Consider the following 22,668-nt stretch of genomic DNA (forward strand, 5'->3'; position numbering starts at 1 on the left):
GGACACTCACTTCTGCGCCTTCCTCACACTGGCCGGCGCGCTGACCGGATACAAGAAGCTCGCGAAGGCCCGATCAACCACATGAGACATGGTCTTAGGATTGACGTTGAAAACCCCGACCCGGGAGGTAGGCCTGGTCAGATGCACCTGCAAGAGCAGATAAATGGCGTAAAATCTTCCGATGCGCCAAAATATCAATATAACTTCGACACCGGAAAATTTGAAGGAATGCCAAAAAGTCTGCAAAAAGAGCTTGCTAGGACCGACTACATGAAGGGGGCTGCAAAAGGTCTCAGATTCCTTTCTGAATGATGTGCTTGTCCCTCTGATCTATGGAGTGTAAATGGAATTAAACGAATCTCTTCTCCGTCTGCTACCAGCGGGGGTCGATCTGCAAGCGAACGACGATGACCTCGTTGAGCCCTTCAAGTCGGCGGCACTTTCTGGCTGGATTCAGCACTCTACTGGTGCATGGTTTATACAGTCCTTCATGGACAGCTATCGTGGCAGAATCGACGCCTTCTCGGACCTGACAAGTGCGGAGGCGGCGATTAACGGGCGTGCAATTCCTGATCAAGATCTTGAAGTATCCAATCCGTGCCGCGCGGAGGCAATCGCCCGACGGGGTATCGCCTTCGGGTGTGCTGCCATATCTCGGCTACGGGACTATTCGAATGCGCCGATGGCGGTTTCGTATGTGTCGGTAGGTCCTGCACTTTACGACGAACGTGTCATTACCGGCGCTGTTACCGTGACCACATGTCACCCGAATGAGTCGCCGTATATTTCTGACATAAATGGCTTCGGAGGGACTGGGATCATTATCATTCGGTCATGATGGATAATGCTCGATTAGTGCACTATCCTGCCTGCCGGCGACCTTCCAATTTCCATGCTTATTGGGCACGGAAATTGATCGGAATATTTAAGCAAAACCTTGAATAGTCAAAGTAAGGTCCAATGGTGATATAGTTCGGTTCGACCCAAATTCGAACGAATTTGGCACCGCTTCGAAGCGATGGAGTTCCCCCGTGCCTATTTCATCCCCACTGCAAGCGGTCCAGATGCCCACAAGTTACCGACGAATATAAATTACTTCAATGCGCAGTAAACAGCACAATGAGATGCTGCGGTGTCGCATCTGCGGACTATTACAGGAGGAAGCCCCCTTGGGGCAATGGCGGAAGAACGCCAACTTTTGATATCTGCGACTGCTGCGGCGTTGAGTTCGGGCTCGAAGACTCGTTGCCGTTCGGAGTAGCCGAATACCGCCAAAATTGGATCAGCAGAGGCTCGCCGTGGTTCGACCCGAAGATGAAACCTGCAGACTGGAACCTCGCCGAACAGTTGAGTCTCATTCCCGAAAGATTGCGATAGCTCGCGACCGAACGCTCATTGATAGATCCACTACTTCAAAGCCCCCTCATTTTCCGGACTCCGGGTGGTCGTAGAATGAACAGATATCCGATGTTTCGGCTGATCGATGACGAAGACGAGCGCACATTGGTATTGTCGGATGATATATCCGGATTCTTCTGTGACGAAGCGGATTGGCCGTCGGTGGTGACGTTTCGGCATGCTCGCGAGATCGACTTGGGCAAGGATGTTCGCGAATTCTCGGTGTTGGAGGTACTTGATCGAAATGGTCGGAGAATCGGCGAGTATCCTACGGGAAGAGTGGTTCCCAAGCTCGCTACGTTCGTGCTGAACCCGGATTCTACGTCGGATGTGAGTTTGGAGATCTACACGAGCCAAGATTCATCGTTGACGCAAGAGTTCTGGGCCAGATGGTCGTTGGGTTTCCCCGGGAAACTCGGTGAGTGGATCGGTCTCAGCGATGAGGAACTGACCGGCTTGCTGAATGTTGTCGGCAATTCCTGGGCTGCCAGGGGCTTAGAAATGCGCTACTACGGTTCGAGTGGGAAAATCTGTTTGAACGGACATTATATCGAAAGCGAGACGGCGTTCTACTGCGCGTTCGGTGAATCCGCGAACGGGCCTGGTGGATATTTTGGGTGGAATATCGCAGCGATTCGTGACTGTGTCCGTTCTAGCATGAATTCGAATCCACTCCACAGTATGGAATGGTTGAATTTTTCGCATTCTGTCGAGTATCTAGATACAGAGTTTATTTCGCGTTTGCGGGATGTTATGGTCGAATGTGATATCGATCGCATCGGTTGGTGATCACTATAATTTTCGATTCAATGGTAACGCTCAGAATTTCGCCATGCCGTAGTGGAACGCCGAATACTTCGGTGCGGTACGCGGGGGTTCACTGGATAGACATGAGGATCGAATAATGTCCCTACTGGATATGAATCTATCCGCGACCTCACACAAGCTGAACGGCTGTGGTTGGCATGCTGCCAAGTCGAGTTCACGCATGATCGAATGCTGTACGGAGTAGGAATGGGCAACCACGGTGAGTGACCACAGGGCGGGGCGCCACTCGTCCTCGAAGAACCGGCCGAAGCCGCCGTTCGTGACCGTGACGATCTACTCCACCCACCCTGAAGGTCACACCTTCGACGGTGTCGCCGAAATCCTGCGCACAATCGGCTGCCCAACCGGCCTCCGCACGACGACGCCGTTCGGCGATGCGGAACTGTTCCAGCTCCCTCGCTTCGGCCCCGCGCGCTGCGAGCACACCCGCCGCTGGTCGACCCACGACCGTTTCCCGGTCGCGGTCGTGCTGTCCGCTGCGGAGCTCGGCTACCCGATCGATCATCTCGGCAAGTCGGCGATCACTGCGGCAGTACGCCGAACGAAGTTCACCCGCGAACTCCTGCAAAGACTTTCGGCTGTCCCGGGAGTCCTCTACGGAACCGTCGACATCGAGCAACCGGTCCCGACCCCGACCGCCCTACCGTCGTTGCGACTCCCGCTCGACCTCTATCTGTCGAACACCCTTCTGCTCCCCGACACAGTCCGGCACCTGGATCAGCTGTACGCCGGCGCGGAAGGCAGTTCCATCACCTGGTCCCACGGCCGCTTCTACACAACACTTCCCGACCCACGCGGCATGAGGAGACGCCGACCCGACAACGAGAACCTGTCAGCGGCGGTGACAGCCACCGTAGCCAGAGCGATCACCTCCCTGCCGCCGTCGAAGAACCCGGTCGACGCCGCGGCCGCCGACAGATAGTCTCGGCCGGGATGCGGACGTCATCATCCGCGAGAATTCGTGCAGCAGGAGTCAGGTGATACAGATCGATTCTGATGATAGACCCAGCGCAAGGCGTAAAAGGCGACAGTTCACTCCCGAGCAGTTGGCCAGGTTTGCGAAGGTGAGCAACGATTCCCGGGAGCTTCTGGAACGGTTTGCCGACCGCCTCGAGCCTGAAATTCTGGCTGACTACCGAACTTTCAGCGATGTCGGTGAATGGACTTTGCTGGTCGATAATCTGTGTGCCAGTCTTGTGAAGCGTCAAATTTTGGTCAGCGTGGCCGAGCGCGGTGCCTTAGCTGAGTTGCTGGCACTGTTCGGGGACCCCAAAGACAATGTGGATATGTTTTATATAGATGATTATGAGCGAGTGTTGGCGGAGTTGAATGTGTCCCCCGAATCTATGTAGTTGGCGAACACCTCTGAATCGGTCCTATCTAGTCGAATTCAGGGTTCAGCCAGACCGATTCGAGAAGGCCTTCCACGATCTCCAGTACGACCCCTCGTGCGATAGATACACATTGTCCACCGCTGGCCCCGCGATGCACCTTGATCCAACCGGTGTCAGCATCGTAATCCACCGTCCATTTCCCATCAATGACATCTTTCGGCTCTCCTGGCGACATTACCTCCGAGGCGAGGAAGAGGCGGCCGCTGCTTGCCACCGGAGGAGGGATCTGCGCCATTCTCCAGCCCGGTTGAGGCAAGTATCCCCAGGGATACAGCACTTCCCCGGTATCCACAGAAGTCGCCAACTGTAGCTCATTTACCATCAGGCTTTCCATCCCGGAACCGCCGATTCTCATCGAAATGTCAGAGGAATCGGCGACATTGAAATCAATGGCGTACTCGTGGCCAACGTAACGAAGTTCTCCATGTAGCATTTCTCCGGCTTTGATCCGAAAATGCATACTACAAGCCCTTTCTCCACTGTTTCATTGATTATACGGGTTGAAGTCAAGTACGGTCTCGCTGGCTGACCGTACCGCAAGTGGTGGAACGAGTATCGAAATTCATGGAGGAGAACGATGGCCGAGCTAGAATTTCCCGGCATCCAGAATCGCAACCAATTTGTTGAATTTGCGAGTGATCTTCATCGTAAGGCAAGCGCGGATCCATACGCGTTTGAGAACAACACAATCCCCAGATTCCTGGAGTCCCTTGCTGCATTTGTAGAAGAACGCCAGGGCATTCCAGAAGGAACTGACTGGAACTTTATTTCTCTGGTGTTATATGCGGGCCTCAACTATGAATAGATAAGATCGAAAGAATTGTATCGCCATAGCGGGAGACGATATGACAAACCCTTCACATGATGGTGAATATGTACGCATTGATGGCAGTCTTCCGATGCATTTCGGGTTCAAATTCAGGCCATGGCGTTACAACCTGTCTCTGTCGGAATTGGAGCTGCGCAGCTTCGACAGATCCTCGGATCCAGCCTTCATATCTGTCAGGTTCTTCAGTGTATTTTCGATGAAGATGAAGACCATTTTTGAAACCATGACGATCGACCTGGCTGACAGTTCTCAGTCTGTAGAGATACTCCAGCTTTCGGGGATAGATGAGTCGAGATGGGATCGGATCAAGTGTCTGGCGTTGAAATCTGGCGAGGTGGACAGTTTGGTTGCATGTACCAGTTATTCGATTCGAGCCTATCCCAACGGTTTTCCGTCGACCACTTCATCTCGTGCGATGTAGACCGTCCCTTGAGCCATTTTCATACTGCCGCTGCGGACTGGTGCTCACTGTCCTCGAGGGCACCGATCGCCTTGACTAGTCGAATGTTCTTGTCGGGACACATGCACAGTAAAGAGCACAATGAGATGCTGCGGTGCCGCATCTGCGGATACCGCCAAAATTGGATCAGTAGAGGCTCGCCGTGGTTCAACCCGAAGATGAAACCTGCAGACTGGAACGTCGCCGAACAATTGAATCAGATTCCCGAAGGCTTTCGATAGATCGCTCCTCCCGTGCTAGGATCCACAATAATATTCAACAAGCTGTACGCAATGCCTACGGCTACGGAAGGGAGCCAAACTACAAATTTTCTAGTGATGCAGCTCGAGTCCGACCGTATGCAAATCTCGAGGCCGACCTTAAAGCAAACTTCGGCGCTATAGATGACACCGATACAAACACGGATGTATCGTTCATGCACTTTATTCCAGGTGATTTGAGTCTTGCCATCCGCCTGTCGATGGTAAGCAGGCTCGCTCTGATAATTCGAATACCAACTGATTCGCCAGGCCTACGAGGAAAGATCTTGACAAAGGGTAGCAGTCCAGCCGAGAAGGAGATATTTAGACTTCTGGAGTCGTACGGATTCAGGGTACTTGATAAAGAAGATCTGAAGCAGTCCTACGACTTGGTTCCGAAATCTCATCACGTATCAGCTTACCGAGCCCTGTTCGACTTCGAAAATGAAATACCCTACGACATAAATCTATAGTGATGCAAGTCCACTCCATGCAGCATATCTGTCTCCAAGCATCAACAGTGCTAAAATTTGCTCAGGAATGGACGGCGGCGATAGGCCCAATGTCCTGATTTACGCATGGCTTCGGGCGGCGATCGACGACCTCATCGAATTCGATGGTCGATAGGTGCGGAGTGGGGGAGGTGTTGTGTGGCGGTGAGGTTTTGGCAGCTACTCGCGCAGGTGGTGGCTACTGATTCGCTTTTCGGGATTCGTGGCGGAGTCGGTGTGGATCTGGTGGATCGGGTGATGGGGAAGTCGGCGTTCTATCAGGAAGTCGGTCCGAAGAAGTCGTGGATGCGGCGTGACTACGGGTTGGTCGAGTTGAACTTCAATCCGGATCCGGCGCGGACCTGGACATGCTTCGGTGTGCATGTGCGAGTACACCGGCTGCAGTGGGGGGTCGGGATTCCGGAGCCGATCGTGGATCGCGTTTCCAGTGTCCCCCGCGAGGTTCGATTCACCGATCTGACTGTCGGGCTCGGTGAAGCCGACCGGTTGACCGTGCGGCCAGATCGCGACTTCGCTGACTCGATGACTTTCCGCTCGAGTTCTGGTGCGGAAGTTGTTGTCACTACCGATGACTCGCAGAGCAGGCGGGTGCCGGACTTGGTGTGGAGTATTGATCTGGCGACCAGGACTGTCTTGTCGAGTGGGGAGCGTCAGCCTTCTCCCAGCGGTCCGCGACCGGGATCGGTCGACGGTGGCGGTGGGAGCGTCTACGCCAGACGTACCTGGGCGCGGCGGGAGGATGTTCCGCGGGACTCGGGTGTGGGTGAACAGATTTCGTTGATGGACCAATTCGCGGCGGCGGAGATCGATGGCGCGGTATTCGCTCGTGGATGGTTGGCTGGGCGGCGCAGGCAACTCCGCAGTGGGGAGCGAGTCCGGGCGCCTATCGAATTTCTTCTGAATCAGGTTTTCTATGAGCTCGACGAGTACGCGATCGATCGAACGGATCTAGACGAGGGTGACGTCACCGAGGAACAATTGCGCGACCATGTGCGGGAGATAGCGAATCGCCTGCGATAGGCGCCCTATTCGGAAGTGGGGGTCAAGGCGGTGGTGAGGGCGGGGACGGCGAGGGTGCGTTGCCAGGGGCGGGCGCCGCCGGTGTGGAGGAAGGACTCGATGCGGGTGGCGAGGGCTTCGGGGGTGCCGACGTTCTTGTAGTCGGGGAGGGCGTCCCAGCAGAGGCGGCGGACCAGGTCGGGGGAGAGGAGGTTTTCGATGGGGATGGCGTGTTCGGTGGAGAGGTCGCCCATGGCGGCGCGGGCGGTGGCGAGGCGGGCCGCGGCGGCGGGGTCGCGGCGTTCCCAGCGGTTGGCCGGCGGGGGGCCGTCGAAGGGGAGGGTGAGTGGGGGGAGTTCCTTGTCGGGGAGGGTGCGGGCGCGTTCGACGGCGGCCAGCCAGTCGCGGGAGTAGCGGCGCTGGCGGGGGCCGCCGAAGACAGGGAGGTTGCGCAGCTGGGCGATGGTGCGGGGTTCGGCGGTCGCGGCGGCGACGATGGCGGAGTCGGGCAGGATGCGGGCGGGGGCCACGTCGCGGGCGCGGGCGAGACCGTCGCGGGTGGTCCACAGTTCGCGGACGACGGCGAGCTGGCGGGTGCGCCGCAGGGTGTGGATGCCGGAGGTGCGCCGCCACCGGTCGGTTTTGGGGGTGGGCGGGTCGAGTGTGCGGACGTGCTCGAATTCTTCGGCGGCCCAATCGAGCTTGCCCTGGTCGGCGAGGTCGGCGGCGACGGTGTCGCGCAGTTCCAGGAGCAGTTCCACGTCGAGGGCGGCGTAGTTGAGCCACTCGTCGGGCAGCGGGCGGGTCGACCAGTCGGCGGCGCCGTGGCCCTTGCGTAGCGACCGGCCGAGCAGGTTCTCGACCATCGCGGCCAGGCCGACGCGTTCGTAGCCGGCGAGACGGCCGCCCAGTTCGGTGTCGAACAGCCGGGCCGGACGCAGGCCGAGTTCGGCGAGGCCGGGCAGATCCTGGTCGGCGGAGTGCAGGACCCACTCGAGGTCGTTGATCGCCTCGGCGAGCGGGGTCAGGTGCTCGGTGACGGGGATCGGGTCGATGAGGAACGAGCCTGCGCCCGCGCGGCGCAGCTGGATCAGGTATGCGCGCGCGGAGTAGCGGAAACCGGACGCGCGTTCGGCGTCGACGGCGAGCGGGCCGGTGCCCGCGGCGAGGGTTTTGGCCGCCGCGGCGACCTCGTCGGCGGTCGCCAGCACGGGTGGAACCCCCTCGGCGGGGGCGAGCAGGGGCTCTGCTGCGGTTGGTTCCTCGGCGACCGGCATAAACGTGAACTCTACGTGGCGATCACGGAAGATCGGTGCGGGTATAGGACTCCGGTCGCAAATGGGTGATGCCGGCGGGTGGGAGCCCGGCCGCGAACGCGAGCACCTCGCAGAACGCCTCCACGTGACGGCGCATCTCGGTGTTCATGGCCGTCCAGGACGCGCGCAGCTCCAGCTGGTGGGCTCGTGGCGGGCCCGCGATATCGCCGTACCGGACCGAACTGGTCGCGGTGACGGTGCCGCCGAGCGCGGTGAACGGCTCGCCCCGCGACTCCAGGGAGTCGACCAGCCAGCTCCACGCGACCTCGGGGAGCAGCGGGTCGGCGGCGAGGGCGGCGTCGATGTCGGCCTGGATGTAGGCGACCAGGCGGAACACGCCGTTCCAGGCCTCGTCGCCGTCGGGGTCGTGTAGGAGGATCAGCCTGCCGAACGCGTCGCCCTCGGAGTCGGTGGGCACCGCGCCGCTCTCCGGGTGGGTGACCTCCGCTCCGAGCGCATAGGAGAACGGCGCCAACCGTTGCGGAGGACGGATCGGCGCCAGCTCGATTCGGGGGTGCACGGTTGCGGTGCCCATCGCATCGACCGCCGCCCGGAAAGAAGCAGGCTCGCGGGGCGTTCCCCCGGTCGGTGCGGCGCCGTCGCGGATGTCGAGCGGTGTCACGAGGAGCAACCGTAGACGGTGGGCGGCCGGTGCGTGCGGAGGCGCGCCGCCTTGCGCGTTGCGTGCGGTGCGCGTTGCGAAGGGCGCATCTTCCGGGCTCTGACGGTGCATGATGCGCGACGGATGCCGGGTCATGGGCGAGATGCGCGGTTCGTCCGTTTTCGACGCTCGGCAGGGCGCGGGGGCCGGTCGCCTAGGATGAGCGGTGATGAGCACTTACACCCGTCGCCGGTTGACCGATGCCCCGTTCCTGGCCGCCGCCACCGGCGCGACGCCCAGCAGGCGCCCGGTCTGGTTCATGCGTCAGGCCGGTCGATCGCTGCCCGAGTACCGGGAGCTGCGCAAGGGCATCGGCATGCTGGAATCGTGCTTCGACCCGGAACTGGTGTGTGAGATCACCATGCAGCCGATCCGCAGGCACGGTGTCGACGCGGCAATCCTGTTCTCCGACATCGTCGTTCCGCTCAAGGCAGCGGGTATCGACCTCGACATCGTGCCGGGCGTCGGGCCGGTCATCGCCGCCCCGGTGCGCACCGCGGCCGACGTGCGGGCGCTGCCACGGCTGCGGCCCGAAGAGGTCGGCGCGGTCTCCGAAGGCGTACGCCTGCTGACCGCCGCGCTCGGCGACACCCCCCTCATCGGCTTCGCCGGTGCGCCCTTCACCCTCGCGTCCTACCTGGTCGAAGGGGGTCCGAGCAAGCAGCACGAGCGCACCAAGGCGATGATGCACGCCGACCCGCAGACCTGGCACGCGCTGCTCGGCGCGCTCACCGACATCACCATCGCCTTCCTGCAGGCCCAGCTCGCCGCAGGCGTGGACGCCGTCCAGCTGTTCGACTCGTGGGCGGGCGCGCTCTCCCTCGCGGACTACCGCGAATTCGTGCTGCCGCACTCGGAGCGGGTCTTCGCCGAGGTCGCCGACGCCGGGGTGCCGCGCGTCCACTTCGGGGTCGGGACGGGCGAACTGCTCGGCGCCATGGGCGAAGCCGGCGCCGACGTGGTGGGCGTGGACTGGCGGGTGCCGCTGACCGAGGCCGTGCGGCGGGTCGGTGCCGGAAAGGGCTTGCAGGGCAACCTGGATCCGGCGATCCTGTTCGCCGGATTCGACGCGGTCGAGCAGGAGACCCGGCGGATCGCGCGCGAAGCGGACGAGGCGATCACCCTCGGCGCGAGCGGGCACATCTTCAACCTCGGCCACGGCGTGCTGCCGGATACCGATCCGGGCGTACTGACGGCACTGGTCGAGCTGGTGCACTCGCTGTAATCGCGTGGCCGCGGCTATCGGGCCGCCCGCTGTGCGACCCGCGGTCGTGCGGACTGGCATTTTCGTGCAATGCGCTGTCGGAAACGCGATTTTCTGACTGGCAGCGGCTCGATTGCACGAATACGCCAGGACGACGCGCTGTGCCGGGCCGCGTGCCACGCGCCGTTCCGGGTCGGTGCGGCGATCTGCGGCGCGAAGTACTCGTTCGCAGGGCGTATCCGCCCGGCGCCGAGGTGTGCAACCGGGTGGGCGTGCGCGGCGGTGGCGGGACGCGGCTACGGTCGAGGGATGCGGATCGCGGTCATCGGTGGCGGAATCAGTGGGCTCGTCGCGGCGTATCGGTTGCGGCAGCGGCTGGGGGAGGGCGCCGATATCGTCGTGGTCGAGCAAGGGCCTCGGCTCGGTGGCGTGCTGCACACCGGTGAATTGGCCGGGGAACCTTTGGATCTCGGGGCCGAGGCCTTCGTCGGGCGCAGGCCCGAGGTGATCGAGCTGATGGGCGAACTCGGGCTCGACGATCAGCTGGTGCGGCCCGCGGGGAAACGGCCGCTGGTGTGGGCGCAGGGGGTGGCGCATCCGCTGCCGGGACGCACACTGATGGGGATACCGTCCGACGCGGAATCACTGCGCGGGCTGGTCGACGAGGAGACCCTCGAACGGGTCGCCGCCGAGACGCAACGGCCGCTGGCGTGGCCACCCGGTGACGACGTCTCCGTGCACAGCCTGGTGGCCGATCGGTTCGGCGCGCAGGTGGTCGAACGCAGCGTCGACCCGCTGCTGGGCGGCGTCTACGCCGGGATCAGCGCCTCGATCGGCGTCCGGGCCGCCCTGCCGGCGCTGGCCGACGCCCTCGACGGTGGTGCGCCCAGCCTCACCGACGCCGTGCGTCAGGCCATGCCCGCCCCGAGTACCGCGCCGGTCTTCGGCGGACTGCGCGACGGATACGGCACACTGATCGCGGCATTGACCGAGGCGTCGGCAGCGCGCGTCGTCACGACCCTGGCCGCCACCCGGATCGCCGCCGCGCCGCGCGGATGGGTGGTCGATCCGCTCGGGCTCGTCGACGCCGTCGTCCTGGCGACCCCGGCGCCCGTCACCGCCCGTCTCCTGCACTACGTGGCCCCGGAGGCCGCCGCGGCAGCCGGGGAGATCGAGCTGTCGTCCTCGGCGCTGGTCGCGCTGGCGCTGCCCCGCGACACCGTGCTGCCCGACAACTCCGGCATCCTCGTCGCCTCCGGAGAACCCTTGCGCGCCAAGGCGTTCACCCTCTCCAGCCGCAAGTGGCCGCACCTGGCCGAACGGGACGTCGCGCTGGTCCGTGCCTCCTTCGGCCGTTTCGGTGACGATTCCCTGCTGTCCTGGTCCGACGACGACCTCGTCGCCGCCGCCGTCGCCGATCTGTCCACCGTCACCGGCATCCCGATCACCCCCGTCGCCTCGGCCGTCCAACGCTGGCCCGGCGGCCTCCCGCAATACGCCCCCGGCCACACCACCCGCATCGCCACCCTCGAATCCGCCATCGCCCCCCTCGACGGTCTCGCCGTCGCCGGCGCTTACCTCCACGGCGTCGGCGTCCCCGCCTGCGTCGCCACCGGTACCGCCGCCGCCGACCGCATCGCGAAGTCACTGACCTCCCGGGTCGAATGACCGGGGCCGGTGGCCACGGCCTTCGCACCCGGGCGGAACCGGCGGACCTCGGCGAATCCTGCTGATTGCGGAGAGTTCGCGGTGACGGAAAATACGCACGGGCGGACGTAATAGATCGCACGGCCGCCGGACGGGGGAAACCGGCTGTCGCGCCGATACGCTCGGAGGCATGCAGCTCTCGCCCTCGACCGATATCGCGTTGCGGGCCGTCATGCGGCTCGCCGCCGGTGACGACACGAGCGGACGGGTGACGACCGGGATCATCGCCCGGCAGGTCGGCGCGTCGCCGCGGCACACCTCCAAAGCCATCACCCGCTTGGTGGCGATGGGGCTGGTCGAGGCCCAGCGCGGCCGGATGGGCGGACTCACGCTCACCGCCGCCGGCCGTGAGATCGGCGTCGGGACGCTGGTGCGCGAACTCGAGGGTGACCGCGAGATCGTCGACTGCACCGGCGAGCATCCGTGCCCGCTGATCGCGGCCTGCCGGTTGCGGCGGCTGCTGGCCGAGGCGAAGGCGGCGTTCTACGCCGAACTCGACCGCTACGTCGTCGCCGACCTGGTCGCCGGTCCCGCCGGGCGTTTGCTGCAGCTGCTCGCGCGTCCTGGCGCGAGCACCGGCAATACCCAGGAGTGAACTATGACCACATCCGTCCACCGCGGCGCCCCCGAACTCAGCCCGGTCCACGCCGACACCGTCCGCGCGACCCTGCCCCTGATCGGGGCGAACATCGACCGGATCACCGGCGCCTTCTACACCCGGCTGTTCGAGCACCACCCGGCGCTGCGGCGCGACCTGTTCAACCGCGGCAACCAGGCCCAAGGCAGCCAGCAGCGCGCCCTGGCGGCCTCCATCGCCACCTTCGCCGGCTACCTGGTCGACCCCGACCTGCCCCACCCCACCGCCCTGCTCGCCCGGATCGGCCACAAGCACGCCTCGCTCGGCATCACCGCCGACCAGTACCAGGTGGTGCACGACAACCTGTTCGCCGCGATCGTCGAGGTGCTCGGCGCCGAGGTGGTCACCGAACCGGTCGCCGCCGCCTGGGACGCCGTGTACTGGATGATGGCCGACGCGCTCATCGACCTGGAGAAACAGCTCTACGTCGCGGCGGGTGTCGAACCGGGCGCGGTGTTCCGTCAGGTCACGGTGACCGGGCGGACCGACGACGCGGCGGGCACCGCCGTCTTCACCGTCGCGGCCACCGATGCCGGCCGCCCGCTGCCGGAATTCCTGCCCGGACAATACATTTCGGTCGGCGTGCGGCTCGCCGACGGCGCCCGCCAGCTGCGGCAGTACAGCCTGGTCAACGCCCCCGGCGACGGGCTGCTGGAATTCGCCGTCAAGCGGGTTCCGGCGGCGCCGGGCTGCCCGGCCGGTGAGGTGTCGAACCACCTGCACGACACCGTCTTCGCCGGTGCCGAACTGGAGATCACTCTGCCCTTCGGCGATCTCACCGTCGACCTCGACACCGACACCCCGCTGGTGCTGATCTCCGCAGGCATCGGCAGCACCCCGATGGTCGGCGTGCTCGAACACCTCGCCGCCCGCACCCCGGACCGTCCGGTCCAGGTACTGCACGCCGACGCCGTCCCCGGCGCGCATCCGCTGCGCGACCGGATGCGCGTGCTGACCGGCCGCCTGCCGAACGCGAGCCTGGACCTCTGGTACGCCGAGCCCACCCCGGGCGCGCACACCGGCCGACTCGACCTCACCGAGATCGCCCTGGCCCCCGGCGCCGAGGTCTACCTCTGCGGCGCGACCGGCTTCCTCGACACCGCCCGCGCCCAGCTCACGGCCGCGGGCATCCCCGCGGCACGCATCCACGTCGAACAGTTCACGCCCACCGACTGGCAGGCGCTGACCTGCCCGGCCTGAACCCCGGCGTGTCACCGGTCACGGCGGTAGCGATCCGGCATGATCGCCCGCTGTGACCACCAGCGACACACCACCCCAGCGCATCCTCCTCCTCGACCCCGACCTCGGTCCGGTCGAATACCAGGCCGATCGGGTCAGCACCGTCGTCTCGATCTTCGGCCCCGACGAGAACCGGCCGTGGCGAACGGACCGGGCCACCCCACGCTGACCGGCACGACAGTGGCACGATAGGAACCATGGCGCGACTCGATTATCAGGCTCTCAACTCCACCATCCGCTACCTGATGTTCTCGGTGTTCCAGGTCCAGCCGGGCGTACTCGGCGACGACCGCACCGCGGCGATCAAGGAAGCACAGGAGTTCTTCGACGGACTCGCCGACAAGGGCGTGGTGCTGCGCGGCATCTACGACGTGGCAGGCATGCGCGCCGACGCGGACTTCATGCTGTGGACCCACGCCGAGCGCATCGAGGACCTGCAGGCCGTCTACGCCGACTTCCGGCGCACCACCGAGCTCGGCCGGGCCAGCGCGCCGGTGTGGAGCAACGCGGCCATCCACCGGCCCGCCGAGTTCAACAAGAGCCACATCCCGGCCTTCCTCGCCGGCGAGGACCCGGGCAACTACATCTGCGTGTACCCGTTCGTGCGCTCCTACGAGTGGTACCTGCTGCCCGACGAGGAGCGTCGCAAGATGCTCGCCGACCACGGCAAGGAAGCGCGCGGCTACCCGGACGTGCGGGCCAACACGGTGAGCTCGATGGCATTGGGCGACTACGAGTGGATCCTCGCCTTCGAGGCCCCGGAACTGCACCGCATCGTCGACCTCATGCGCGACCTGCGCGCCACCGAGGCACGCCTGCACGTCCGCGAGGAGGTGCCGTTCTTCACCGGCCCCCGCGTCGAGGTCGAACAGCTGGTCGCCTCGCTGCCGTAATTCTGGAGCGCTGGCGCGAACCGCCGCTGCGCGGCGATCCCTCCTCGAGGTCGGGATGTGCGGGGAGGGCGTCAGGCGTCCGGCTCGGCTGGGTGCAGGCGCAGGGCGATGGAGTTGATGCAGTAGCGCTGGTCGGTGGGGGTGGGGTAGCCCTCGCCCTCGAAGACGTGGCCGAGGTGGCTGTGACAGTTCGCGCACAGCACCTCGACCCGGCGCATGCCGAGGGTGTCGTCGGGGCGCAGGATCACCGCGTCGGAGTCGGCGGGGTCGAAGAAGGACGGCCAGCCGCAGTGCGAGTCGAACTTCTCGGTGCTGCGGAACAATTCGGCGTCACAGGCCCGGCAGGTGTACACGCCCTCGGTCTTGGTGTCGGTGTACTCGCCGATGAAGGGGCGCTCGGTGGCCGCCTCGCGCAGGACGGCGTACTCCTGCGGATCCAGTTTCGCCCGCCACTGCTGCGGCGTCAGCTGGATGCGCGGCGTGGGCAACGATGAGCTCATCACTCCACGCTAACGGTTTCGGCCGGTGCGCGCCGCCGTCGACGGCGGCACCGGCCGGAAATCACTTGAGCGCGGGTTCGCGCTCGTCGATCGGTTCCTCCGGCGCGACCGGGTCCTCGTGCTGCGGTGCGGCCGCGCGCGCGGTGACCGGCGCCGTGGTCGCCTGCGGCTCGGGCGCGGTCGACAGCCAGGCCGGGTCGATGCCGAACTGCAGCCTGCCCTCGCGCCGGGCCGCCAGGTAGCGGTCGCCGAGCACACAGCACACCACGACCAGCAGCAGCGCCCAGCCGAAGGTGACCCGCAGGTATTCCAGGTTGCGCCCGATGCTCTGCCAGCGGTCCGACAGCCACTTGTCGTAGGTCATGAACCCGAAGATCGCCAGCCAGGCCGGCCAGTTGCGCAGCACGGAATTGCGCAGCACCACCGACATCAGGAACGGGAACAGCATCATCGAGTAGTACATCTGGCCCAGCGAGAGCAGCAGGAACGACGCGGTCAGCAGCACACCGGAGAACGTGGTGACGAAGAACAGTTCGTCGTGACGGTAGTAGCGCCACAGTAGCCACAGCGAGATCGCGACGATCACCGCCATCAGCCCCTGGACCACCAGCACCAGCCAGTACGGCAGACCGTAGTAGGCCGCGTTGCCGCCGATGGAACTGTTGAAGTAGTCGCGGGTCTCCATCAGGTACGGGAGCACCTCGGTGAAGAACTTCTCCGGATCCGCCGACAACGGCCAGGCGATCGCGGTGAGGGTCAACGGCACCCCGAGCGCGGTGATGAAGACCTTCCACTGGCCGCGCACGGCCGCGAGGAGCAGCAGCGGCGCGAGCGTCGGTTTCACCGCGATACTCAAGCCGAGCGCGACACCCGCCCAGAGATCACGACGTTTCAGCAGCAGATGCAGGAACACCAGCTCGGCCAGCAGCAGGCAGCCGTTGACATTGGTGAAGACCAGCGTGTTGACCACGGTCTCGGAGGCGAACATCGCCAGCAGCAGCGCGGGCGCGGCGATCGAACCGAGGCCGAACTTGAACAGGCGCAGCAGCAGGTACCAGGCCAGCAGGATCGCGACGGCGTTGAGCCCGATGAACAGCCAGCGCGACAGCTCGTACTCGATCACCGCCACCGGCGCGATCAGCAGCGTCCCGCTCGGATAGTAGAGATAGTGCGGGTCGACCGAGGACAGGTCGGCGGTGTAGAGCGGCCTGCCGTTCAGGAACTCGAACGAGGCGTTGTAGACCGGCCGGTAGTCGTCGGTGATGAACCCGTTGATCGCCTTGATGAAGACACGGTTCAGCACCGTCATGACCGCGAACGGCCAGAGTGCGAACTTGATCACCTCGGCGGAGGTGCGAGCGGTACGGGGCTCGAGCTGTCGGAACAACACTGGGGCACGGTACACCGAATCGGGTTGCGATGGTGTCGCCGGACCCGCCCGACGCGCCGCAACGCCAGGGTCACCGCAGGTGATCAGGCCGGGCAGGCACCGCCGTCGGCGGGCAGTTCCGCCTCGGCGAGATAGGCGTTGGCGGCCTGCTGCGCGCACCCGGAATGCGCGAGGACCGGATGACCCCAGCCCTGCCAGGTCATGGTGGCGTGGGTGGCTCCCGCGACGCCGAGCGCTCCGGTCACCGAGGCGGCCGCCCCGCCGACGACCGGGTCGGCGGCACCGGCGAACACCAGCACCGGCAGCTTCAAATCGTCGGGCAGCGGCGGCGCCGGAGACACCGGCCAGGCCGAGCAGACCATCAGGCCCACGGCCGCGGTCGGACCGAATACCGGATATTTGCTCGCCCAGGTCTCGACGAGCTCGCGGGCCTTGTCCGGGGTCGGGGACTGCTGGCTGTCGGTGCACCGGTTGACGAATTCGCCGTCGGAGTTGATCGCCGCGGATTCGCGCACGACCAGCGCGGCGAGCGGACCGCGATCGCCGCGGTCGGCGGCGGCCAGGATGTCGGCCAGGGCGGTGACCCGGTCGGCCTGGTCACCGCGCGGGCTGGACAGGAACCCGGTCAGCGCGGTGGACAGGTCGGCGGCGGAGATGTCACCCAGTTCGCCGGCGTTCGCCTTGGTCATCAGCGCGGTGACGCTCGCGCGCGGATCGGGCCCGAGTGCGCAGTCGGCGGCCTTGCAGCGCTGCGCGAACGCGGTGAGCGCGGCTTCGGCGCCGGTGACCCGCGCCTCCGTCATCGTGGTGGCGTCGGCGCCGACCGGTTCGGGGGCGTCGAGGATGAGCCGGGCCAGGTGATCGCCGTAGCGGCGCGCGTAACTCAGCGCGACCTTGCCGCCGTTGCCGGTGCCGAGCAGGTTGATCTTGTCCACCTGCCACTGCTTGCGCAGCTGCTCGATGTCGTCGGCGGCGTGCGGTGCGTCGAAGGTGCCCTCGTAGGGCTGCAGGAAGTCACGGCAGGCGATGGTGGCGTCCTGGCTGTAGCCGGCCACCGCGCCGACCCGGTCCTCGCTGCCCACCCCGAACTGGCCGAGATCGGTCAGCACCGCGCGCAGCTGGGCGGGCAGGCAGTCGATGGGCTGGGAGGCGCCGATACCGCGCCGGTCCACCGCGACGATCGGCTGGGCGGCCAGCAGCGCGCGGTTGGGGCCGAGCGCGAGCCCGGCCAGCGTCGAGGCCGAGGAGCGGTCCGAGCCGGAGGTCAGCACCAGCGGCGGGGCGTCGGCGGGCGTCTGCGGCAGCCGGGCACGCAGGGCGCCCGCGCGGAAGGTGCCGATGACCGTGCCCGCGTTGTCGATCGGGGTGGAGAACTCGGCGCAGTCCAGCACCAGGCCCACGGGCGCTGGACCGAAGTCGAGCGAACCCAGGGTCGCGGCGGTGCAGTCGCGCCAGGCCAGGTCGGTCTCGGGGACCTCGGCCCTGGCCGGTTCCGGCACCGCGGGCTCCTCGGTCTGCGCGCCGCCACCGGCACCGGGACGTTCGACGGCGACGACGGGCCGATCCGACGGCCCTGCCCCGCATCCCGCGAGCATGATCGACAGTGTCGCGGCCGTCGCCGCGGCCCGAGTCCAGCGCATGGGCTACACACTGCCAGGTTCGGCGCCAGGTTTCATCGACGGGCCCATCGGGCCAGCACAGTGCCGTCCTCGGCGAGGATCAGTTGCTTGCGCGTCATCGGCTGATCGAATCCGGTCGCCGACAGCGAGATTCGCCCGCCCGCGCCGCCGACCAGCACCGGAGACGTGCTCAGGCACAGTTCGTCGACCAGCCCGGCCTCGGCCAGCTGCCCGAACAGATGCGGCCCGCCCTCGCACAGCACCCGTTGCAGGCCACGGTCGGCGAGCACCCGCACCAGCGCCTGCGAGGTGATCGCGGCCTCGCCCGCCACCACCACCTCGGCGCCGGCCTGCCGCAGCGCCTCGACCTGCTCGGTGGCGGCGTGGGCAGTGGTGATGATCAGCGGGGGGGTCTGGGCATCGGTGAACAGCTTGGCCGCCGGGTCGAGCCGGGCGCTCGCGGTGACGACCGCGATCGGTGGTGGGGCACCGTCGGCGCTGCCACCGATCCCGTGCTGGAAATGGGTCCGGCGCCGGTCGGGGTCGGAGTGGGCGCCACCGTAGTTCTCCGCGCGCACGGTGCCCGCGCCGACCACGATCACCTCCGCCAGCTCACGCAACACATGGAACACCCGATGATCGGCCTCGGTGCCCAGCCCCTTCGACACTCCGTCGACCGCGAACGCCCCGTCGATGCTGCTCACGAAGTTGGCCCGCACCCACGGACCGGCCAGCTGGCGTGGATAGGCATAGCTCCTGGCCAGGGCGTCGTCATCGAGGTCTGCGAGCTGGGTCACATTGTGGATACGCTGCATAGGGACCGATGCAACCACGTCCGTACGATTTGTCCATGCAAGAACGCCTCGTCGATCGCCATCCGGAGGTCCCGGCCGACCAGCTCGTCGCCCAGATGGTGCCTCCGCCCATGTTCGACGAGGTCAGCTTCGCCTCCTATATTCCCGACCCCAAGGAGCCGAGCCAGGCGGCCGCGGTCCGCAAGGCCGAGGAATTCGCCGGTCAGGTCGCCAAGATCCACAAGGCCTCCTCGAAGAAGAGCCTGTTCGGCAAGAAGAAGGCCGTCTCCGGCGCCGGCCTGTACCTCGACGGCGGCTTCGGTGTCGGCAAGACCCACCTGCTCGCCTCGATCTTCCACAGCGCGCCAGCGCCCAAGTCGTTCGGCACCTTCGGCGAGCTGACCAACCTGGTCGGCGCGCTGGGCTTCGTCAACGCCGTCCAACGGCTCTCGGCCAACAGCCTGCTGTGCATCGACGAATTCGAGCTCGACGATCCGGGCGACACCACCATGGTCTCGCGCCTGCTCACCGAACTCTCCGCCGCGGGTGTGTCGATCGCCGCCACCTCCAACACCCTGCCCAGCCAGCTCGGTGAAGGCCGTTTCGCCGCACAGGATTTCCTGCGCGAGATCAAGAAACTCGGTTCCATCTTCGAGCCGGTGCGCGTCGACGGCCCCGACTACCGGCACCGTGACCTGCCGCCCGCGCCCGAGCCGACCTCGCCCGAGGTGCTCAGCGAACGTGCCGCCGCCACCCCGGGCTCCACCCTCGACGACTACGACTCGCTGCTGAAGCACCTGAGCACGCTGCATCCGTCCAAGTACGGCGCGCTGATCAACGGCGTGTCCTCGGTGTTCGTCTCCGGCGTGCACCCGGTGACCGACCAGGCGGTCGCGCTGCGCATCGTCGTGCTGGCCGACCGCCTCTACGACGCGAGCATCCCGGTGACGGTCTCCGGCGCCAAGCTCGACGAGATCTTCTCCCAGGAGATGCTCGACGGCGGCTACCGCAAGAAGTACCTGCGCGCGATCTCGCGGCTGCTGGCGCTGTCGCGCTTCGAGGCCGCCGCCGCGTAGCCCGCGCGGGGCGGGTGTAGCTTCTCGGTCATGCTGACTGTGACCTGTGGGCGTGCCGTGCGCGCGAGCTTGACCGTCGCGACCGCGGTGGCCGTGCTGCTGGGCCCCGTGGCCGGTCAGGCAGTCGCCGCGCCTGCGCCGGCGAACGAGACCACCGCGGTCGAGCGGTCACTGGGTCTGTCGGGCGTGCCGAACGCCAGGGACGCCGGCGGCTACCGGACCACCGACGGTCACTGGGTCCGCACCGGGCTCGTCTTCCGCTCCGGCGCGCTGGACAAGGCCACCCCCGAGGACCTGGCCCGGCTCAGCGCCCTCGGCGTCACCGTCGTCGACGATCTGCGCACCGCCTACGAACGGTCGCTGGCCGCCGACAAGGTGCCCGCGGGCGCGACAGTGCACGCGCACGACGTGATCGGGCAGGCACCGCCGCTGATCCTGGCCGGCGCGCTGTTCGGTGGGGAGGGTATGTACCGCGCGTTCATCACCGCGCCCGGCGCGAACCAGGCCTTCGCGGCCGTGCTGCGGGCCGTCGTCGCCGCCGACGGCGGGGTGCTCTACCACTGCAGCGCGGGCAAGGACCGCACCGGCTGGACCTCCGCGGTGCTGCTGACCCTGCTCGGTGTCGACCGCGCCACCGTCACCGCCGACTACCTGCTGTCCAACACCTACCGCAACGCCGCCCCCGGCGATCCGCTCAACGGCGTGCAGGCCGAATGGCTGGACGCGGCCTTCGACCAGGTGAACCAGTCCTACGGCAGCTTCGACGCCTACGTGCGCCAGGGCATCGGCCTGTCCGACGAGGAGATCAGCGCGCTGCGTACCGCGATGCTGCGCTGAACAGCTGCGGTCAGAACACCTGCTCGAACACGAAGTCGTCGTGCAGCTGGTTGCCGACGGTGAACGTCTTCGTACCCACCCGCGCGAAACCGTGCTTGGTGTAGAACTTCTGCGCGCGTTCGTTGGCCTGGTTGACCCCCAGCCACACTGCCACGGCCCCGGCCTCCCGGGCGGTCGTCACGGTCGCGGCCATCAGCGCGGCGGCGACCCCGCTGCCGTGATGGCCGGGCAGCACATACATCTTGCTCAGTTCCACCACCGCGCCCGCGGTGACCACCGCGTCCACCTCCGGGTCCGCCGGACGGCCGGCGACGAGCATGGCGTAACCGACGATCTCGGCGCCCTCGACCGCCTTGAGGACCGTGCGGTCCGGGTCCGACAGGTACTCGCCGAACCGTTCCCCGGAGAGCATCTGCTCGAGGAAGATCGCGATGTCGCCCTGCGTCGCCTCCGGCGGGCAGGCCAGCGGAAAGGTCGCCGCGGCGACATCGCTGAGCGCCTCGGCGTCCCAGAGCCCGGCCCGATCGACGACGACGGAACTGTTGGTCATCAATCCAGTACAGCACGGGTCGAGTAATCTCTCGGCCATGACGAGCGGTAGCCGCATCGGGATCGTCGGTGCGGGAGTGGCGGGTTTGGCCTGCGCGAAGGTTTTGAGCCAGGCGGGTTTCCCGGTCGAGGTATTCGACCGGGCCCCTGATGTCGGCGGTGTGTGGAGTGCCACCCGTCGCTATCCGGGGTTGCGCGCGCACAACAGCAAGTACACCAACCACTTCAGCGACCTCCCCATGCCGGAGGACTATCCGCGGTGGCCCGACGGGCAGCAGATGCAGGCCTACCTGGCCGGCTACGCGCAGCACTTCGGGCTCACCGGCACGCTGCGGCTGAACACCGAGGTGGTCGCCGCCGACCCGGTCGACAGCGGCTGGCTGCTCGAGATCCGCGACGAGATGGGCGTGCACCGCACCTCCTGCGATCACCTCGTCGTCGCCAACGGTGTGTACAGCGACCCGGTCATGCCGTCGCTGCCCGGTGAGGCGGCCTTCCGCAAGGCGGGTGGACGGCTGTGCCATGTCTCGCAGTTCCACGATGTGGAGCAGGCGCGCGACCGGTCCGTGGTCGTCATCGGGTACGGCAAGTCGGCCTGGGACGTCGCCGAGGCCGTCAGCCAGGTCGCCGACGAGACCAGCGTGGTCGCGCGCAGGCTCACCTGGAAGATGCCGCGCACCTTCGGCGCCGGGATCGACTACGAACGACTACTGCTGACCCGCGCGGGCGAGGCACACTTCCGCTCCCGGGTCCCGCACCGCGCCGAACGCCTGCTCGACTGGCTCGCGCTGCGCGAGACCCACATGGACCTGCTGCAGGAACGGGTGACCCGCAAACTGCGGCTGCGCGAGCTCGGCCTGCTGCCTGCCGGGTCGATCGCCGATATCGCCACCAGCAGCGCGAGCCTGGCCACCGACGGCTTCATCGACCAGGTCGAGGCGGGCCGGATCACGGTCAGCCGCGATGCCGAGGTCACCGAGCTGATCGGCAGCAAGCACGGACCCGCGGTCCGGCTGTCCGACGGGACCGTGAAGCTGGCCGAGGTCGTCGTGTGCGCGACCGGATACCGGCAGGAGGTGCCGTTCCTGACCCCGTTCGTGCGGCGCGCCCTCACCGACGACGCCGGCGATTTCCGGCTCTTCCGCCACATCCTGCCCGTCGACGTGCCCAACCTGACCTTCGCCGGCTACAACAGCTCGAACCTGAGCGCGCTCGGCGCCGAGGTCGGCGCGCACTGGATCGCCGGCCTGCTCACCGGCAAGTTCGTGCCGCCGATGCCGGAGCTGATGAACTCCGAGATCGACGAGCAACTGGCCTGGTCCAACGAGCGCACCGAAGGACACCACGCGCACGGTGCGTCGGTCGGGCCGTTCTCGCTGGCCGCGCTCGACGAGATGCTCGAGGATCTGGGCACCTCGCTGTCCTGGGCGACCAGGGTGGGCCAGTGGCTGCGCCCGGTGCGGCCTGCCTCCTACCGGGGGGTGCTGCGTGGTCCGGTCGTCGCCGTGCCCGCGGCGCCCGCGGCGGCAGCCGTCGCCGAGGGATAGCGACACGCCGGACCGTCGTCGCCCGACGCCGCGCGGCGAT

25 protein-coding genes are annotated in these 22,668 nt (G+C 66.0%); 17 read left to right on the forward strand and 8 right to left on the reverse strand.

Going from position 1 to position 22,668, the window contains the following annotated elements:
* From ACFXK0_RS15740 to ACFXK0_RS15760, 5 genes are all read left to right on the forward strand, one after another.
* A partial coding sequence (locus ACFXK0_RS15740; RefSeq protein ID WP_379410972.1) for a hypothetical protein occupies positions 1 to 312 on the forward strand: 312 nt, incomplete at its 5' end.
* A gap of 31 nt (positions 313 to 343) precedes the next feature.
* Positions 344 to 838: a hypothetical protein gene (locus ACFXK0_RS15745; protein WP_379410973.1), complete on the forward strand. Its 495-nt coding sequence runs from the start codon at positions 344 to 346 to the stop codon at positions 836 to 838.
* Positions 839 to 1,467: 629 nt separating this feature from the next.
* Positions 1,468 to 2,187 (forward strand): hypothetical protein, encoded by a 720-nt coding sequence (locus tag ACFXK0_RS15750; protein WP_379410974.1) that lies wholly within the window; start codon positions 1,468 to 1,470, stop codon positions 2,185 to 2,187.
* 298 nt (positions 2,188 to 2,485) lie between these two features.
* A complete protein-coding gene (locus ACFXK0_RS15755; RefSeq protein ID WP_379410976.1) occupies positions 2,486 to 3,148 on the forward strand; it encodes a hypothetical protein in 663 nt (220 codons plus the stop codon).
* A 142-nt stretch (positions 3,149 to 3,290) separates the two neighbouring features.
* Positions 3,291 to 3,578: a hypothetical protein gene (locus tag ACFXK0_RS15760; RefSeq protein ID WP_379410977.1), complete on the forward strand. Its 288-nt coding sequence runs from the start codon at positions 3,291 to 3,293 to the stop codon at positions 3,576 to 3,578.
* Between the two features lie 28 nt (positions 3,579 to 3,606).
* Here ACFXK0_RS15760 and ACFXK0_RS15765 read toward each other — a convergent pair whose 3' ends face one another.
* Positions 3,607 to 4,080 (reverse strand): hypothetical protein, encoded by a 474-nt coding sequence (locus ACFXK0_RS15765; RefSeq protein WP_379410978.1) that lies wholly within the window; start codon positions 4,078 to 4,080, stop codon positions 3,607 to 3,609.
* Positions 4,081 to 4,197: 117 nt separating this feature from the next.
* Here ACFXK0_RS15765 and ACFXK0_RS15770 point away from each other — a divergent pair, with 117 nt between their 5' ends.
* From ACFXK0_RS15770 to ACFXK0_RS15780, 3 genes are all read left to right on the forward strand, one after another.
* Entirely contained in the window at positions 4,198 to 4,425 is a 228-nt protein-coding gene (locus ACFXK0_RS15770) for a hypothetical protein (protein WP_379410979.1), read from the forward strand.
* Positions 4,426 to 4,645: 220 nt separating this feature from the next.
* The gene (locus ACFXK0_RS15775; protein WP_379410980.1) at positions 4,646 to 4,870 is read left to right on the forward strand and encodes a hypothetical protein; all 225 of its coding nucleotides are present in this window, start codon (positions 4,646 to 4,648) and stop codon (positions 4,868 to 4,870) included.
* A 1,006-nt stretch (positions 4,871 to 5,876) separates the two neighbouring features.
* Positions 5,877 to 6,680 (forward strand): colicin immunity domain-containing protein, encoded by an 804-nt coding sequence (locus ACFXK0_RS15780; protein ID WP_379410981.1) that lies wholly within the window; start codon positions 5,877 to 5,879, stop codon positions 6,678 to 6,680.
* 5 nt (positions 6,681 to 6,685) lie between these two features.
* Here the strand turns inward: ACFXK0_RS15780 and ACFXK0_RS15785 are convergent, their stop codons facing one another.
* Together ACFXK0_RS15785 and ACFXK0_RS15790 are read right to left on the reverse strand one after the other, a co-directional pair.
* Positions 6,686 to 7,936, reverse strand: a complete 1,251-nt coding sequence (locus ACFXK0_RS15785; RefSeq protein ID WP_379410982.1) for an HRDC domain-containing protein — start codon at positions 7,934 to 7,936, stop codon at positions 6,686 to 6,688.
* A gap of 22 nt (positions 7,937 to 7,958) precedes the next feature.
* Positions 7,959 to 8,510, reverse strand: coding sequence for a DUF3000 domain-containing protein (locus tag ACFXK0_RS15790; protein ID WP_379411180.1), 552 nt, complete (start codon positions 8,508 to 8,510; stop codon positions 7,959 to 7,961).
* A 295-nt stretch (positions 8,511 to 8,805) separates the two neighbouring features.
* Here ACFXK0_RS15790 and hemE point away from each other — a divergent pair, with 295 nt between their 5' ends.
* The 6 genes from hemE to hemQ all read left to right on the forward strand — a co-directional run bounded on the left by hemE (position 8,806) and on the right by hemQ (position 14,316).
* Positions 8,806 to 9,861 (forward strand): uroporphyrinogen decarboxylase, encoded by a 1,056-nt coding sequence (gene hemE, locus ACFXK0_RS15795; RefSeq protein ID WP_379410984.1) that lies wholly within the window; start codon positions 8,806 to 8,808, stop codon positions 9,859 to 9,861.
* A 288-nt stretch (positions 9,862 to 10,149) separates the two neighbouring features.
* Positions 10,150 to 11,508, forward strand: a complete 1,359-nt coding sequence (locus tag ACFXK0_RS15800; RefSeq protein ID WP_379410986.1) for a protoporphyrinogen oxidase — start codon at positions 10,150 to 10,152, stop codon at positions 11,506 to 11,508.
* A gap of 169 nt (positions 11,509 to 11,677) precedes the next feature.
* Entirely contained in the window at positions 11,678 to 12,142 is a 465-nt protein-coding gene (locus ACFXK0_RS15805) for an RrF2 family transcriptional regulator (RefSeq protein ID WP_379410987.1), read from the forward strand.
* A gap of 3 nt (positions 12,143 to 12,145) precedes the next feature.
* Positions 12,146 to 13,384, forward strand: coding sequence for a globin domain-containing protein (locus ACFXK0_RS15810; protein ID WP_379410988.1), 1,239 nt, complete (start codon positions 12,146 to 12,148; stop codon positions 13,382 to 13,384).
* A 52-nt stretch (positions 13,385 to 13,436) separates the two neighbouring features.
* Entirely contained in the window at positions 13,437 to 13,592 is a 156-nt protein-coding gene (locus ACFXK0_RS15815; RefSeq protein WP_379410990.1) for a hypothetical protein, read from the forward strand.
* A 28-nt stretch (positions 13,593 to 13,620) separates the two neighbouring features.
* A complete protein-coding gene (hemQ, locus tag ACFXK0_RS15820; protein ID WP_379410991.1) occupies positions 13,621 to 14,316 on the forward strand; it encodes a hydrogen peroxide-dependent heme synthase in 696 nt (231 codons plus the stop codon).
* Positions 14,317 to 14,387: 71 nt separating this feature from the next.
* Here hemQ and msrB read toward each other — a convergent pair whose 3' ends face one another.
* The 4 genes from msrB to ACFXK0_RS15840 form a co-directional block, all read right to left on the reverse strand.
* Complete coding sequence (gene msrB, locus ACFXK0_RS15825) at positions 14,388 to 14,816, reverse strand: peptide-methionine (R)-S-oxide reductase MsrB (protein WP_379410993.1); 429 nt, start codon at positions 14,814 to 14,816, stop codon at positions 14,388 to 14,390.
* A 61-nt stretch (positions 14,817 to 14,877) separates the two neighbouring features.
* Positions 14,878 to 16,206 (reverse strand): glycosyltransferase family 87 protein, encoded by a 1,329-nt coding sequence (locus tag ACFXK0_RS15830; protein ID WP_379410994.1) that lies wholly within the window; start codon positions 16,204 to 16,206, stop codon positions 14,878 to 14,880.
* 83 nt (positions 16,207 to 16,289) lie between these two features.
* A complete protein-coding gene (locus ACFXK0_RS15835; protein ID WP_379410995.1) occupies positions 16,290 to 17,846 on the reverse strand; it encodes an alpha/beta hydrolase in 1,557 nt (518 codons plus the stop codon).
* A gap of 32 nt (positions 17,847 to 17,878) precedes the next feature.
* A complete protein-coding gene (locus ACFXK0_RS15840) occupies positions 17,879 to 18,640 on the reverse strand; it encodes a pyrimidine reductase family protein (RefSeq protein WP_379410996.1) in 762 nt (253 codons plus the stop codon).
* Positions 18,641 to 18,675: 35 nt separating this feature from the next.
* Between ACFXK0_RS15840 and zapE the strand changes: the two genes are divergently transcribed.
* Both zapE and ACFXK0_RS15850 read left to right on the forward strand, forming a co-directional pair.
* Entirely contained in the window at positions 18,676 to 19,695 is a 1,020-nt protein-coding gene (gene zapE, locus ACFXK0_RS15845) for a cell division protein ZapE (RefSeq protein WP_379410998.1), read from the forward strand.
* Between the two features lie 30 nt (positions 19,696 to 19,725).
* Entirely contained in the window at positions 19,726 to 20,532 is an 807-nt protein-coding gene (locus ACFXK0_RS15850) for a tyrosine-protein phosphatase (protein WP_379410999.1), read from the forward strand.
* Between the two features lie 10 nt (positions 20,533 to 20,542).
* Here ACFXK0_RS15850 and ACFXK0_RS15855 read toward each other — a convergent pair whose 3' ends face one another.
* Complete coding sequence (locus tag ACFXK0_RS15855) at positions 20,543 to 21,082, reverse strand: GNAT family N-acetyltransferase (protein ID WP_379411000.1); 540 nt, start codon at positions 21,080 to 21,082, stop codon at positions 20,543 to 20,545.
* Positions 21,083 to 21,119: 37 nt separating this feature from the next.
* On the opposite strand from ACFXK0_RS15855, the gene ACFXK0_RS15860 reads away from it, so the two are divergent.
* Positions 21,120 to 22,628: a flavin-containing monooxygenase gene (locus ACFXK0_RS15860; protein WP_379411002.1), complete on the forward strand. Its 1,509-nt coding sequence runs from the start codon at positions 21,120 to 21,122 to the stop codon at positions 22,626 to 22,628.
* The last annotated feature ends 40 nt before the right edge of the window (positions 22,629 to 22,668 follow it).

It is taken from the genome of Nocardia sp. NPDC059177 (assembly GCF_042755165.1).
In the GTDB taxonomy this organism is placed as follows: Bacteria; Actinomycetota; Actinomycetes; order Mycobacteriales; family Mycobacteriaceae; genus Nocardia.

Bases quoted from the DNA above. Each gene is read 5' to 3' on its own strand.
- ACFXK0_RS15855 (WP_379411000.1), bottom strand. From the start codon at position 21,082: ATGACCAACAGTTCCGTCGTCGTCGATCGGGCCGGGCTCTGGGACGCC.
- hemQ (WP_379410991.1), top strand. From the start codon at position 13,621: ATGGCGCGACTCGATTATCAGGCTCTCAACTCCACCATCCGCTACCTG.
- zapE (WP_379410998.1), top strand. From the start codon at position 18,676: ATGCAAGAACGCCTCGTCGATCGCCATCCGGAGGTCCCGGCCGACCAG.
- ACFXK0_RS15810 (WP_379410988.1), top strand. From the start codon at position 12,146: ATGACCACATCCGTCCACCGCGGCGCCCCCGAACTCAGCCCGGTCCAC.
- hemE (WP_379410984.1), top strand. From the start codon at position 8,806: ATGAGCACTTACACCCGTCGCCGGTTGACCGATGCCCCGTTCCTGGCC.
- ACFXK0_RS15745 (WP_379410973.1), top strand. From the start codon at position 344: ATGGAATTAAACGAATCTCTTCTCCGTCTGCTACCAGCGGGGGTCGAT.
- ACFXK0_RS15835 (WP_379410995.1), bottom strand. From the start codon at position 17,846: ATGCGCTGGACTCGGGCCGCGGCGACGGCCGCGACACTGTCGATCATG.
- ACFXK0_RS15750 (WP_379410974.1), top strand. From the start codon at position 1,468: ATGTTTCGGCTGATCGATGACGAAGACGAGCGCACATTGGTATTGTCG.
- ACFXK0_RS15850 (WP_379410999.1), top strand. From the start codon at position 19,726: ATGCTGACTGTGACCTGTGGGCGTGCCGTGCGCGCGAGCTTGACCGTC.
- ACFXK0_RS15800 (WP_379410986.1), top strand. From the start codon at position 10,150: ATGCGGATCGCGGTCATCGGTGGCGGAATCAGTGGGCTCGTCGCGGCG.
- ACFXK0_RS15840 (WP_379410996.1), bottom strand. From the start codon at position 18,640: ATGCAGCGTATCCACAATGTGACCCAGCTCGCAGACCTCGATGACGAC.
- msrB (WP_379410993.1), bottom strand. From the start codon at position 14,816: ATGAGCTCATCGTTGCCCACGCCGCGCATCCAGCTGACGCCGCAGCAG.
- ACFXK0_RS15785 (WP_379410982.1), bottom strand. From the start codon at position 7,936: ATGCCGGTCGCCGAGGAACCAACCGCAGCAGAGCCCCTGCTCGCCCCC.
- ACFXK0_RS15770 (WP_379410979.1), top strand. From the start codon at position 4,198: ATGGCCGAGCTAGAATTTCCCGGCATCCAGAATCGCAACCAATTTGTT.
- ACFXK0_RS15765 (WP_379410978.1), bottom strand. From the start codon at position 4,080: ATGCATTTTCGGATCAAAGCCGGAGAAATGCTACATGGAGAACTTCGT.
- ACFXK0_RS15805 (WP_379410987.1), top strand. From the start codon at position 11,678: ATGCAGCTCTCGCCCTCGACCGATATCGCGTTGCGGGCCGTCATGCGG.
- ACFXK0_RS15790 (WP_379411180.1), bottom strand. From the start codon at position 8,510: ATGGGCACCGCAACCGTGCACCCCCGAATCGAGCTGGCGCCGATCCGT.
- ACFXK0_RS15775 (WP_379410980.1), top strand. From the start codon at position 4,646: ATGAAGATGAAGACCATTTTTGAAACCATGACGATCGACCTGGCTGAC.
- ACFXK0_RS15860 (WP_379411002.1), top strand. From the start codon at position 21,120: ATGACGAGCGGTAGCCGCATCGGGATCGTCGGTGCGGGAGTGGCGGGT.